At 54.5% G+C, this 13,761-nt stretch carries 12 protein-coding genes; 5 read left to right on the top strand and 7 right to left on the bottom strand.

From position 1 onward, the window contains the following. Nucleotide 1 precedes the first annotated feature (1 nt). The 4 genes from OGV82_RS14570 (at nt 2) to OGV82_RS14555 (ending at nt 5,118) form a co-directional block, all read left to right on the top strand. Nucleotides 2–577 (top strand): fimbrial protein, encoded by a 576-nt coding sequence (locus OGV82_RS14570; RefSeq protein ID WP_047463152.1) that lies wholly within the window; start codon nt 2–4, stop codon nt 575–577. A gap of 149 nt (nt 578–726) precedes the next feature. Next, nucleotides 727–1,419 (top strand): fimbrial biogenesis chaperone, encoded by a 693-nt coding sequence (locus OGV82_RS14565; RefSeq protein WP_047463149.1) that lies wholly within the window; start codon nt 727–729, stop codon nt 1,417–1,419. Nucleotides 1,420–1,427: 8 nt separating this feature from the next. Then, entirely contained in the window at nt 1,428–3,971 is a 2,544-nt protein-coding gene (locus OGV82_RS14560) for a fimbria/pilus outer membrane usher protein (protein WP_233607619.1), read from the top strand. Next, nucleotides 3,961–5,118, top strand: a complete 1,158-nt coding sequence (locus OGV82_RS14555) for a fimbrial protein (protein WP_047463142.1) — start codon at nt 3,961–3,963, stop codon at nt 5,116–5,118. The genes OGV82_RS14560 and OGV82_RS14555 overlap by 11 nt, the downstream gene beginning before the upstream one ends. 44 nt (nt 5,119–5,162) lie before the next feature. Here OGV82_RS14555 and cheZ read toward each other — a convergent pair whose 3' ends face one another. Genes cheZ through tar form a run of 6 tightly spaced genes read right to left on the bottom strand, consistent with a single transcriptional unit; the run spans nt 5,163 to nt 11,458 of the window. Then, nucleotides 5,163–5,807 carry a protein phosphatase CheZ gene (cheZ, locus tag OGV82_RS14550; RefSeq protein WP_012131968.1) on the bottom strand — a complete coding sequence of 215 codons (645 nt, stop codon included), beginning with the start codon at nt 5,805–5,807 and terminating at the stop codon, nt 5,163–5,165. A gap of 10 nt (nt 5,808–5,817) precedes the next feature. After that, nucleotides 5,818–6,207, bottom strand: a complete 390-nt coding sequence (cheY, locus tag OGV82_RS14545) for a chemotaxis response regulator CheY (protein ID WP_012131967.1) — start codon at nt 6,205–6,207, stop codon at nt 5,818–5,820. Between the two features lie 16 nt (nt 6,208–6,223). Continuing rightward, nucleotides 6,224–7,273: a protein-glutamate methylesterase/protein glutamine deamidase gene (gene cheB / locus OGV82_RS14540; protein WP_012131966.1), complete on the bottom strand. Its 1,050-nt coding sequence runs from the start codon at nt 7,271–7,273 to the stop codon at nt 6,224–6,226. Next, a complete protein-coding gene (gene cheR / locus OGV82_RS14535) occupies nt 7,270–8,136 on the bottom strand; it encodes a protein-glutamate O-methyltransferase CheR (RefSeq protein ID WP_047463139.1) in 867 nt (288 codons plus the stop codon). The genes cheB and cheR overlap by 4 nt, the downstream gene beginning before the upstream one ends. Before the next feature lie 19 nt (nt 8,137–8,155). After that, on the bottom strand, nt 8,156–9,757 hold the full coding sequence (tap, locus tag OGV82_RS14530) for a methyl-accepting chemotaxis protein IV (RefSeq protein WP_047463136.1): 1,602 nt from the start codon (nt 9,755–9,757) through the stop codon (nt 8,156–8,158). Between the two features lie 42 nt (nt 9,758–9,799). Continuing rightward, nucleotides 9,800–11,458, bottom strand: coding sequence for a methyl-accepting chemotaxis protein II (tar, locus tag OGV82_RS14525; RefSeq protein ID WP_012131963.1), 1,659 nt, complete (start codon nt 11,456–11,458; stop codon nt 9,800–9,802). 404 nt (nt 11,459–11,862) lie between these two features. Between tar and OGV82_RS14520 the strand changes: the two genes are divergently transcribed. After that, a complete protein-coding gene (locus OGV82_RS14520; RefSeq protein WP_047463133.1) occupies nt 11,863–13,131 on the top strand; it encodes a dicarboxylate/amino acid:cation symporter in 1,269 nt (422 codons plus the stop codon). A 106-nt stretch (nt 13,132–13,237) separates the two neighbouring features. Here OGV82_RS14520 and cheW read toward each other — a convergent pair whose 3' ends face one another. Then, entirely contained in the window at nt 13,238–13,741 is a 504-nt protein-coding gene (gene cheW, locus OGV82_RS14515) for a chemotaxis protein CheW (RefSeq protein ID WP_024130249.1), read from the bottom strand. Between the last annotated feature and the right edge of the window lie 20 nt (nt 13,742–13,761).

The following is a 13,761-nucleotide window of genomic DNA, read 5'->3' as shown; positions in this document are numbered from 1 at the left end:
TATGAACGCAAGAGGACATATTATATCAGGCGCACTGCTGGCACTGGCGTCAACGGGAACCTTCGCCGCCGAACTGAATGCCGGTACGATTCACTTCACAGGACAAATTATCGAACCCAGTTGTGAGATTCAGGGCGATGATGGAACGAACAGCACCGTGCCATTAGGTACTTACCCCACCTCGCTTTTTTCCACTCCAGGAACTGAATCAACGCTTGCCCCCTTTTCCATTGTATTAGTGGATTGCCCACTTAAAAGCGATGGTCTGCCCGCCGTTCAGTTAACGTTTAACGGGACAACCGCCCTGACAGGTTCTTCGACATTACTGGATGTCAGTAAAATCACTACCGCCGGAGATACGGCGGCAACAGGGGTCGGTATTGCCGTTAGCCCGGAAAATAAAGACACGCAACTCATTACAATGGATGGTGGAGAAGGACAGGTGTTTATCGAATTACCCACTCTGACGGGCGACTCTGTTCAGGCGAATTTCAATGCCCGTTATAAATCATTCTCGCAAACCGTCACTGCGGGCCCGGCCGATGCGGACATGACCGTAAATATACTTTATCGTTAATAACCTGACTTTACTCATTGATAAAATCCATAGCATCTTCTGGCATTAACAGATTTATTTCAGGAAGGCGAATCTGATAATAGTCCGAAAATGGACCCGGACTATTATCTTCCCCGCTTTTATATGTCCACTTAATATAAGTTAAGGTTATGCGTACTGTATCTCAGGTTTTATTATGCCTCCCTGTAATATTAACATCATTTAGCCATGCCGCTGGAATCCAGGTTGGCCGCACGCGCATTATTTATGACGCAGGGAAAAAAGAGGTCGCCCTTCCGCTGGTCAATAAAGAGAAGGAACTGCCGTGGCTGATCCAGTCATGGTCTGATACCGGCGACGGTAAAACGCGTGGGCCTTTTATTGTCACGCCGCCACTGTTCCGTCTTGACCCGCAGAAAGAACAAAGCCTGCGTATTGCCTGGAATGGAACCGCGCTTCCCACAGACCGGGAATCCCTGTTCTACATGAATGTGCGCACAATTCCCGGTACGGCCAAAGAAGACGATGATAAAAACGTGTTGCGTCTGATTTACAAAACGCGTCTGAAATTGTTCTGGCGTCCGAAGGGCTTGCAAGGTACGCCCACCGAGACCTGCAAGAACCTGCATTTTGTTCGTCGCGGCGAAATGTTAACGGTGGTCAATGAAGGCGCGTTTCACAGCATCTTTGACAGTCTGCTGCTCGGCAACACCAGACTTGAGAAAGCCGATATGGTCACTCCCAGGTCCAGCGTGCAAATCCCGGTGCCGAAAAGCGCCTCGGGAAACACCGTTAGCTGGCGTTGCATTACGGATTACGGCAACGCCTCTGACAAATATACCGTCACTCTGGCTCAGGATTAAACCACCTTATGGCTTTTGGCCCACCTCTTTTACGTCAGCGACTCACCCCGCTGGTGCGTTGCCTTGGCGGTATGTTGCTGGTCTCTTCCTGTGTCGCGAACGCGCGCGAGTATCGCTTTTCGCCTTCTGCGCTGGAGGGGAATATGCTGACGCAGCAGGATATCGATCTTTCCTTATTTTCTAAATCCAGTGCGCAATTGCCCGGCATTTACGCTTCCCGGGTCATGATTAACGATGTGCGCCTGGATGATGCGGATATCACCTACCTCGGCACGCCTGGCGGCGAACTGACGCCGCAGCTCACGCCGGATATGCTAAGAAAATGGGGCGTGGCGGTCGATAAATATCCTGAATTAGCCGCACTCAATGCGGCGAAGCCACTGCCTGAACCGTTGAGCGCGTATATCCCACAGGCGCTGGCAACGCTCGATTTCTCCGTTATGACGCTGCGCCTTAGCATCCCGCAGGCCGCCATTGCCGGTACGGGTAAAGGCTATATTGATCCGTCACGCTGGGATGACGGCGTCCCCGTCGCCTTTGTCGACTACGCCTTTTCCGGTTCACAAAACCAGGACGACACGCAAAACAACACCACTAACCAGTACCTGAATATGCGCAGCGGCACCAATATCGGCGGCTGGCGGCTGCGCAATTACGCCACCTGGAGCGACACTGACGGCAGCCATCACTGGGAAACCATCAACACCTACTTGCAGCACGATATTGACGCCCTGAAAGCGCAGTTTACCGGGGGAGAAAGCAACACCCGGGGCGACGTTTTTGACAGTCTGCAATACCGTGGCGTCAATATCGCCTCTGATGAAGAGATGCTGCCTTACAGCCAGCGCGGTTACGCGCCGGTGATTCGCGGCATCGCCAGCTCCAACGCCGAAGTGTCGGTACGTCAGAACGGTTATCTCATCTATCAGCAAAATGTCGCGCCCGGCGCATTTGAAATTAACGACCTTTATTCCACGACCAACAGCGGCGATCTGGAAGTCACGGTAAAAGAGGCCGATGGCACAGAGCGCCACTTTACCCAGCCTTATTCCAGCGTCGCCGTGATGCAGCGTCCTGGGCATATGAAATATGAAGTTACTGCGGGTCGCTATCGCGCAGACAGCGGGAGCGAACAAAATGAACCGGACTTCGTGCAGGGTAGCCTCATTTATGGCCTGAACAATAGCGTCACGCTGTTCGGCGGCGTGACCGCCGCGCAGGATTATCAGGCGATGAACAGCGGAGCTGGCCTCTCCCTTGGCATCGTCGGGTCGCTTTCCGCCGATGTGACGCTGGCGAAAACCCGGCTTGATGATGACACTCAGCACACCGGCCAGTCTTATCGCCTGCTCTACTCCGGGAAAATTGACACCACGGAGACGAACTTTACGCTGGCCAGCTACCGCTACTCTACCCGTGGTTATTACAGTTTCGCCGACGCGAATCAAAAGTACGACGATCATGAAGATGATCTGCTGTTTCGCTTTAACAAACGCAACCGGATTCAGGCCAGCATAAGCCAGAACGTGTCCGGCGCCAGCCTTTACCTGAACGGTTATCAGCAGGATTACTGGGGCACCGCCTACAAAGAGCGCAGTATTTCGGCGGGCCTGAATACCACGATTAAAAATATCAGCGTCCACCTCGCTTATACCTACAGCAAAAGCAACGGCGAAGAGAGCGACCAGATGATCGCCTTCGGCTTCAGCGTGCCGTTAAGTCAGTGGCTACCGGGGGCCTGGAGCAGCTATAACATCAGCAATAACAAGCATGGCTACACCCAGCAAAATATCGGGTTAAACGGTACTCTGCTGGACGATGAACGCCTGAATTACGCCTTCCAGCAGAGCCATTCCAACCATGACGGCGCAGACACCAGCAGCGTATACGGTAGCTATCGCTCACAATACGCCAACCTCAATGCGGGTTACTACACCTCCTCTGACGATACGCAGCGCTTGAGTTACGGCGTCAGCGGTGCGATTGTCGCCCATCCACACGGCGTCACGCTGGCTCAGCCTTTAGGCAGTCAGTTTGCTATCGTCAACGCCAACGGCGCATCGGGCGTACACTTCCAAAACCAGCGCGGCATTCAGACTGACTGGCAAGGCAACGCTATCATCCCGTCATTAAGCCCCTATCAGGAAAACCGGATTCGCGTCGACACCAGCAGCCTGCCGGAGGACGTTGATACCAGTGAAACCGCCGTGACGGTGATTCCTTCGCGCAATGCCGCCGTTTCCGCCGCTTTTGATGCGCATGTCGGCTATCGCACGCTCATAAAATTAACCCGCCCGAATGGCATGACGGTGCCTTTTGGCGCGATGGCGACGGTCGACGCCCTCGCCATCAGCGGCATCGTGGATGATACGGGCACGCTCTACCTGGCTGGGGTCGCCGACGACGTTCAGTTAAGCGTCAAATGGGGAAATTCACAGGATCAACAATGCACAGCCCACATCACGCTGAATAGCGAACACCACGCGGTCAGCCCGACCGGCATCCATTACCTCAGCGCGATTTGTCAGCAGGAACCGCAAAATGTTAAGTAAAATGGGAAAATACGCACGTCTTTCATTGTCCGCAGCAGGTCTTTGCCTGATGGCGTCCGCAACAGCCCAGGCCGCAACTATTCTGCAAGACTGCTTTACCGCGCCACAGTATTACAGCGTCACGTTCAGCAACGAAATCAACGCAAACGACAACACGACCAACAATATTGTTAAATTTGATGAGCATATTGTCGGGAACGGCGTTGAAATGGCGGCAAACTGCACATGCCCTGGCAATCTGTTTGAATCAACGGCAATAATGGAATTGACGCTGGCCGGAAGCCCGCTTAATGCCGGTATCGCCGGGTACGGTTATCTGACTGAAAACATAGATATTGATGTTGCAGGTTATAGCGATGCCGTTAATTCTCTGGACGGTACCGGCCTGATTCAGATCAACATTAACCAGTATCCGACGCCGGTGTCGTCGATGGGGAAAGTGATCGAGTCAATGAAACCCACCGAAGGTTCCGCCAGCGTCTGTAGCGACAGCACCCATCCTGGCGCGCCCGCCCCCGCGAAGCGAACGTTCAGATGGAATGTTATCGCCGCCACGTTTTATATCAAAAAGCCCATTCTCGGTATCGAAGTCATTCCCCCAACGATACTCGTGCAAAACTACGCCTGTCTCTATTTTGGCTCAGGAAGCTGCGACGCTGGCAGCGCACAGCACGTATCAAATATCTGGCTGAGTGGCTCACTCTCTGCCCCGCTGAGCTGTACGATTAATGCCGGAAGCACCATTGAGGTTGATCTGGGGAAAATTGTGAGTAAACAGTTTGTCACCAGGGGTCAGCCTCCCGAAGGCTACGCCCTGAAAAACGTTGATATCTCTTACCACTGCGACGGCAACGCCGTGGGAAATACCGACAGAATCAAGCTAACGCTCAGCGCCGACCAGGGGGTTGTAGACAGCAGCGATCCCCTGATAGCCAAAATGCTCGGCAGAGACGACCTGGGAGTGAGAATCTTTAGTGAGGACAACCAAAATGTTGCGCTGGACGGCACCTTTGAATTTCCGGTGACGATGGATGAGCAAGGTAACGGCGCGGTACGCATCAAAGCCGCACCGGTGAGCACGACCAGCGCAACGCCAGCGCCCGGCGAATTTGAGGGCAATGTGACGGTAAAAATGGATCTGCGCTAAACGTTCCTCAGGTTGTCGGCACAACCTGAGGATACCTTACCGCATCAGAACCCGAGACTATCCAGCAGGTCATCCACCTGATCCTGGCTAGCGACAACGCCGGCTTTGGTGGTGTCGACCTGTGGGCCATTGAGCAGGCTTTCATTCTCGCGTTTCGGACGTGAATTTTGCTCAGGGATGTTTTCCAGCAATACCATCAGCAGCTGACGCTCAATCTCCTGGATCACATCCATCATGCGCTTGATAACCTGACCGGTGAGATCCTGGAAATCCTGCGCCATCATGATGTCCAGCAGTTGCGCATTGGTGAAGCTGGTATGCCCCGGCACATCACCGAGGAATTTACGCGTATCCGTAACCAGTTCGCGGGCGTCGGCGAGTTCAATCGGGTTTTCGAACCACTCATCCCAGCGTTTGGTCAGCGCTTTGGCGCCCTTCTCCATTTCATCCTGGTGTGGCTGAGAGGCTTCAACGCTGTTCAGCGCACGTTCCGCCGCCTGCGCCGTCATCTGTACAACATAGTCCAGACGATCGCGCGCGTCAGGAATCGCTTCCGCCGCTTCTGCTATCGCCTGATCCAGCCCCAGTTCACGCAGGCTGTCACGCAGCATTCGGGTCAGACTGCCGATGCGCGCAATGATGTCCCCTGCTGAATGCTCATCAACAGGTTTAATTTGTGGTTGCATCATACTCAGACCCTCACATGCCCAGTTTCTCAAAGATTTTGTTGAGTTTCTCTTCCAGCGTCGCCGCAGTGAACGGTTTCACCACATAGCCGCTGGCACCCGCCTGCGCAGCCGCGATAATGTTCTCTTTCTTCGCTTCTGCGGTCACCATCAGCACCGGCAATGACGCCATTGCGCCATCAGCGCGAATCGTTTTCAGCAGTTCCAGACCGTCCATGTTGGGCATGTTCCAGTCAGAAATTACGAAGTCAAAGCCGCTTGCCTGCAATTTGTTCAGTGCGTCAACGCCATCTTCGGCCTCTTCGACGTTATTGAAACCCAGCTCTTTTAGCAGGTTGCGCACGATGCGACGCATGGTGGAAAAGTCATCCACAACCAGAAATCTGAGCTCTTTGTCCGCCATAAAAAAATACTCCTCGTTAAATACGTATTGCCTGTCCGGCACTGATTTTCGCCAGCATCTGCTGGCTTACCTGGCTAAGATCGACCACTTCGCTCACGCCACCCATATTGATGGCCTCGCGCGGCATGCCGAACACCACACAACTTGCTTCGTTTTGCGCGATAGTCCAGGCGCCAGCCTGGTGCATCGCTAACATTCCGGCCGCGCCATCGTTGCCCATGCCGGTAAGGATGACCCCTACCGCATTGCGCCCCGCATGTTTCGCGACCGAATGAAACAGCACATCCACTGACGGGCGATGGCGGTTAACCGGCGGCCCGTCATGAATTTTGATTTGATAGTTCGCCCCGCTGCGCGTCAGTTCCATATGCTTGTCGCCGGGGGCGATGTAGGCATGGCCTGGCAACACGCGTTCGCCGTCTTCCGCCTCTTTCACGCTAATCTGGCAGAGCTTATTTAACCGCTCGGCAAACGAACGGGTAAAACCGGGCGGCATATGCTGGGTGATGATCACCGCCGGACTGGAAAGCGGCAGCGGTTGCAGCACATGACGTATGGCCTCGGTTCCCCCCGTCGAGGCGCCAATCGCGATCAGTTTTTCAGAACTGAGCAGCGGCCCCGCTTTTAGCGTCACAGGCGCAGCCATCGGCTTATGCGCCGCCAGGCGAGCGCGTGACGCGGTGCGGACTTTCTCTGCGATCATCTCGCTGTACGCCAGCATCCCCTCGCGAATGCCCAACTGAGGCTTGGTGACAAAATCAATCGCCCCCAGTTCCAGCGCGCGCAGTGTCACCTCTGAACCTTTCCCGGTCAGAGAGGAGACCATAACCACCGGCATCGGACGCAGGCGCATCAGTTTCTCAAGAAAATCGAGACCGTCCATGCGCGGCATTTCCACATCCAGCGTCAGCACATCGGGGTTATATTTTTTGATTAAATCCCTGGCAACCAGCGGATCGGGCGCCGTCGCCACCATTTCCATATCGCTATGGCTGTTAATAATTTCGGTCATGATTTGGCGCATCAGCGCTGAATCGTCAACCGACAACACCCTGATTTTACTCATGCTTTGTCCTTACTTAGCGCATACACCGTCTGTCCGCGCAGGCTAAAGTCGCGCACGAGGTTGCTAAAGTTTTCTGAGTGACCCGCAAACAGCAGTCCGTCAGGCTTAAGGAGTGGAACAAAACGACGCAGAATGTCCTGCTGCGTTGTTTTATCAAAATAGATCATGACGTTACGGCAAAATATCGCGTCGAATGGCCCGGGAACGTTGTACTGTTTATCCAGCAGGTTGAGGGTGGAAAACTCAACGTAATTAGCCAGTTCCTGTCGCACGCGCACCAGCCCTTCATGCGGGCCTGTACCGCGCATGAAATAACGCTGCAACTGTTGTGGCGACAGCGTTTTCAACTCGTCCTGACGGTAAATCCCGCTTCTCGCCTTTTCCAGTACTTCGGTGTCGATATCGCTGGCGAAAACTTTCCAGCGCCCCGGCGCCATCCCTAAGGCATCCGCCAGCGTAATGGCGATGCTGTAGGGTTCCTCTCCGGTAGAGGCCGCCGCGCTCCACACACGGTATTCCCCGTTGCGGCGACGCGCGTGATCCGCCAGTACCGGGAAGTGATGCGCTTCACGGAAGAAGGCCGTCAGGTTAGTGGTCAATGAGTTAATAAAAGCCTGCCACTCAGCGCTGTTCTGGTTGGCTTCCAGCATGCTGAGGTAACGGCCGAAATCATCCAGCCCCAGCGTTCTCAGGCGACGGACCAGGCGGTTGTAAACCATATCCCGCTTGTGGTCCGCCAGCACGATTCCCGCGCGCTGGTAGATTAATTGACATATCCGACGAAAATGCGCGTCAGACAGCGCGAGGCGCTGTGTCATCTGTAACAATAATGACGTTTGCCCGGTGGGCAGCGATGATGTCATAGCGCCTTCTCAATCACATTCAGGATACAACGGGTACCGCTTGCGGCGGCGCCGACTCTTGTTGTGTTACGACTTGCTCTTCAAGCTTAAATACCGCGACACGGGCAGAGAGATGGTCTGCCTGGTTCGCTAACTGATCGGTGGCGGCGGCGGCTTCTTCGACAAGCGCGGCGTTTTGTTGCGTCACCTGATCCATCTGGCTGACGGCTTGCGCCACCTGCTCAATTCCTCGGCGCTGTTCATCGGAGGCCGAAGCGATTTCGCCCATGATGTCGTTCACCTGGGTTACCGAGCTGACGATCTCCGTCATGGTATTCGCGGCGGTGTCCACCAGTTGCGATCCCTGATGCACACGGTTTACGGACTCCTCAATCAACCCTTTAATCTCTTTGGCCGCCTGCGCGCTGCGGCTCGCCAGGTTACGCACTTCGCCTGCGACAACGGCAAAACCGCGCCCCTGCTCACCGGCCCGCGCCGCTTCGACCGCCGCATTCAGCGCCAGAATATTGGTCTGAAACGCAATGCTGTCGATAACGCCGATGATGTCGCCAATTTTCTGCGAACTGGCGGCAATATCCTGCATTGTGCTGGCCATACGCGAAGCCTGGTCACCGCCTTTTTTCGCGGTATCCGCCGCGCTTTTCGCCAGACCGGAGGCCTGACGGGCGTTATCGGCGTTCTGCCCGACCGTTGCCGTTAGCTGCTCCATACTGGCTGCGGTTTGCGCCAGCGACGCCGCCTGCTGTTCGGTACGTGACGACAGATCGTTATTGCCCATCGCGATTTCCGAAATGCCGGTATGCATCGCTAAACTGCCCTGCCGCACGTCGCTGACCGTTTCGCGCAGCGCCTGCTGCATGGCCTTCAGGCTGGCGAAAATAGCGGAAATCTCGTTGCGCCCATACACGGCGATCGGCCGCGCCAGGTTTCCGTCCGCAATGCTGTCAAAATGGCTGCCGATAATCGCCAACGGCTGAACAATCATTTTGCGTGACCAGAACAGCGCCCCGGTGGTTAACAACGCGGCGACGACCACCATCGTGATAAAAATGATCGCCGAGCGGTGATAATTGTCTTTTCCCTGTTCGCTGGCCGTCTCCAGAACACGGTTGATATCCTGCTGCCAGGTATTGACGTTGGCGTCAAAGGCGTCCTGCGATGCCTGTACCGGCGCGGTCAGAAAATCCGACAGCTGGTTGCTTTCAAGCCAGGTGGCCTGATGCTCCAGATCGCTATACCACTGCGTATAACTCTTTTCCGTGGCGGCCTGTAACGCTTTCCCCTCTTCCGTACTCGCCTCTGTCGCCATAAAACCTTTAAACACAACGCCGGACTGCGCCAGGCTTTCCCGGGCGGTGGTCATCAGCTGTTTGATATCCTCGGGCGGATAGCTCAGCGCGGTTAACGTTCCGGCTTTATTCAGCGCGGTACTGGCCTGTAATAAAACGGCGCGTGTTTGCGCCAATGCTGCGCGTTGCTGATTACTTTGCTCGACCTGGTTCAGACTCTGAAAACCATCGCGAAATGCCCAAAAGGACAAGCCATTACTGCCAATCTGCAAAACACCGCAGAGGATCAAGATTAAAAACAGCGTGGTCGAGATTCGAATACGATTAAACATCAACGCTCCCATTAGGCGGCAAAGGCCACGATTAAAAGACGATCAAAATGTTTCCCAGTGAGTATCTTGTTCAGTTGCAAGCTGGCGCGGTTGCGCTGTACGCGGCGCCGCTGCGGTTGTATTCAGGTCTGTTTTTACGGTTAATGGACGAGATGCCAGACGAAACGCGGATACCGCCATCGTTAAACGGCTGGCCTGCTCTTCCAGCGCGGCCGCTGCGGCCGCCGACTCCTGCACCAGCGAGGCGTTCTGCTGCGTGACGCGATCCATCTCAGAGACGGCCAGCGCCACCTGATCGATCCCGCGGCTTTGCTCATCGGAAGCCGACGCGATTTCACCCATGATGTCCGTCACGCGGGTCACGGCGTTGACAATGTCTCTCATCGTTTCACCGGCGCTTTCCACCAGCACGGAGCCGGTATCCACCCGCGAAACGGAATCTTCAATGAGCGCTTTGATCTCTTTCGCCGCCTGCGCGCTGCGGCTTGCCAGGTTACGCACTTCCCCTGCCACCACCGCAAACCCGCGCCCTTGCTCCCCGGCGCGCGCGGCTTCAACCGCAGCGTTCAGCGCCAGAATATTGGTCTGGAATGCAATGCCGTCGATAACGCTGATGATGTCGGCGATCTTCTTCGAGCTGTCGGCAATTTCATGCATGGTGTTGACCACGCCATCCACCACTTTCCCGCCGTGTTGTGCGGTGTCGGAGGCGCTTTGTGCCAGGTGCGACGCCTGACGGGCATTGTCGGCGTTCTGTTTCACCGTCGCGGTGAGCTGTTCCATGCTGGCAGCCGTCTCTTCCAGCGCCGACGCCTGCTGCTCGGTGCGGGAGGAAAGATCGGTGTTGCCCGTAGCGATTTCGCTGGTGCCGGAATAGATGGCGTCAGACCCTTCACGTACCTGAGTCACCGTCTCAATCAGCGAACGCTGCATATGATCAACGGTTCCCGCCAGTTCACCGATCTCATTGCGCCCGGAGACGGTCAGCGTATTGGTCAGGTTGCCGCTGGCGATGTCACGAATATGGGCAATCACTCGCGCCAGCGGATTCAGCAAGGTATGACGAATGCCGTACCACACCACAACCAGAATCAGCACCAGGACAACGGCCAGAATACCCAATTGCCACTGGGCAAAATGGTAGTCACGCGCGCTCTCATCAAACGCCTTGCTGTACAGTTTTTCGCTCACGCCAGCGTATTTGCCCAGCGCTTCGCCAAGTGCGTTCTGCATCCCCTGGGTTGGCTGCGCGAAGTAGGCATCCATGTTGCCGTTTTCGAGGAACTGAACCAGTTCCGCCAGCGCCGCATGGTATTGCTGGTATTTTTCATCCACATTGCCGCTGGCTTCCGCCATCTCCGGCAGCGGATTGATATTTTTGAAGTTGGCATAATGCGTTGCCGCCTGCTCCAGCGTGCTTTTGGCGTTTTTTAGCAGGTCGTTTTTCGCGCTGCTCTGCTGATTAGAGGCATCCATCATCATGCGGGCCGAAGAACGGCTCAGGTTAATACGCGTTTGCAGCATGAGATCCCATGTCGAGGTCAGTTCGCTCTGCTGCTGGCGTAAATCATTTGAAATAACAAAACTCTGCTGGTTCTGCTGTAATGACGAAAACAACAGACCACCGGAAACAAGCTGTAGCAGTGCGAAAACCCCCAGCACCATCATCAGCATTGTGACAACGCGGATACGGTTAAACATAAGGCACCTTCCTGAAAACGAGTTATCAACGTTATCGGCACCAGAGAAGAGAACTTTACATTTGCGAAAAGGAAATAGAAGCAGGAAGCGCCGATCGGCGGATCGCGGCTGGCGGTTTTGGGGCGGCAACCAGACATTGACAGAAAAACATCATTATTATCATTATATTAACATTCATCACCCTCCTGGACAGTTTGCATTTTGCCGACAAAAACGATGCTTATGTGACTCCGATCACATAAGCACAGCCGTCAGAACACAACAAAATGAATAAATAATAAAAAATAGTTGTATCCCCCTGCGCTTTAATTCAATTTATATGATGAATATTTCAGTGCGACTCAATAAATAAAACAAAAGCGTTACTGACAACAACATGTTAAATCCAGCCAGAGGGCTTTTCAGTGGCAAGTGCAAACAAACTCACGTTATTTATCGTGATCTTCATGCTGGCAGGCATCCTGTCAGGCGCGGTGATTCACTCTTACGCGTCACAGGAGGCGATCGCCGCCTGGTCCGATAACATCACGCTCCTCACCGATATTTTCTTACGGCTCATTAAAATGGTGATTGCCCCGCTGGTCTTCAGCACGCTGACCGTGGGCATCATGCGTCTGGGCGAAACCGCCACTATCGGCCGCGTTGGCGGTAAAGCGATGGTCTGGTTTATCAGTTCTTCCGTGTTGTCCATTCTGGTGGGGCTGTTTATCGTGACGATTGAGCATCCGGGCAGCGGTCTGAATCTGGCAATTCCGGCAGAATCGGTCGACACCGGGCTTGCGGTGGGCGGTATGAGCTTAAAAGGATTCCTGTCGCACACCATTCCGACCAGCATTGCCGGGGCGATGGCCAATAATGAAATTTTGCAGATCGTCGTGTTTTCCATGTTCTTCGGTATTGGCGGCGCGTCGCTTGGCGAGAAATTCAACGCGCCGCTGGTCGCCGCCCTGGATGTGGTTTCACATATTATGCTGAAGGTAACCGGCTACGTGATGTACGTTGCGCCACTGGCCATTTTTGCCGCGATCTCCTCGGTGATCGCCACCCAGGGGCTGGGGATTCTGCTTAACTACGCGTCGTTTATCGGCGGCTACTATGTGGCGATTCTGCTGACCTGCCTGGTGCTGTTGGCCGTGGGCTATATGGTGCTGAAAAAAGAGGTGTTCCGTTTAGTCAGCATGTTGAAAGATCCGGTGCTGGTCGCCTTTACTACCAGCAGCTCTGAAGCCGCTTACCCGAAAACGCTGGAACAACTGACGAAGTTTGGCTGCTCACGCAACATCGTGTCGTTTGTGCTGCCTATTGGTTACTCTTTTAACCTCGTCGGCTCAATGGTGTACTGCTCTTTCGCGTCGATGTTTATCGCGCAGGCTTATAATATTCATCTCTCTTTTGCGGAAATTACGGTGCTGATGCTGACGCTGATGCTGGCGTCAAAAGGAATTGCAGGCGTGCCGCGTTCTGCGCTGGTGGTGCTGGCCGCCACGATTCCGAGCTTCAATATTCCGGTGGCGGGCATTTTGTTGCTGATGGGGATTGACCATTTTCTTGATATGGGACGTTCCGCCATTAACGTGTTAGGAAACGGGATTGCCACCGCGATGCTGGCGCAGAATGAAGGTTTGCTGGAAGAGGACGCGGAAGAACGCGTTCCGCAGCAGTTAGTGGGGTAATGTATTTGCCGGATGGCGCTTCGCTTATCCGGCCTACACATGACTCATCGCCGTATGTAGGCCGGATAAGGTGTTTACACCGCCATCCGGCACAGGCAGTCAACGGTTATGCAACGTGGGAAGCGGCGATATCAAGCAGCGCCATCTCATCGCTGTTCAGCAGTTTCTCAATGTTCACCAGGATCAACATACGTTCGCCAAGCGCGCCCAGACCGGTCAGATATTCCGTAGACAGGGTAACGGCAAACTCCGGCGCCGGGCGAATTTGCTCCGCCGTCAGCGACAGCACGTCAGACACGCCGTCCACCACAATCCCTACCACGCGTTGTCCCAGATTCAACACGATGACCACCGTGTTATCGTTATACTCAACGTCGCCCTGGCAGAACTTCACGCGCAGATCGACAATCGGCACAATCACGCCGCGCAGGTTCGTCACCCCTTTAATAAAAGAAGGCGTGTTAGCGATGCGCGTGACCTGATCGTAGCCACGGATCTCCTGCACTTTCAGGATGTCGATACCGTACTCTTCATCTCCCAGTGTAAATACCAGGAATTCCTGACCTGACGGCTCGCCGGCCAGTTTGGTTACATTACTCATACCGGTCATATAATTACCTTTCTCACTCA

The organism is Citrobacter sp. CK191 (assembly GCF_030333435.1).
GTDB classification, from domain to species: Bacteria; Pseudomonadota; Gammaproteobacteria; order Enterobacterales; family Enterobacteriaceae; genus Citrobacter_B; species Citrobacter_B koseri.
This window is presented reverse-complemented; position numbering and strand designations above follow the sequence as displayed.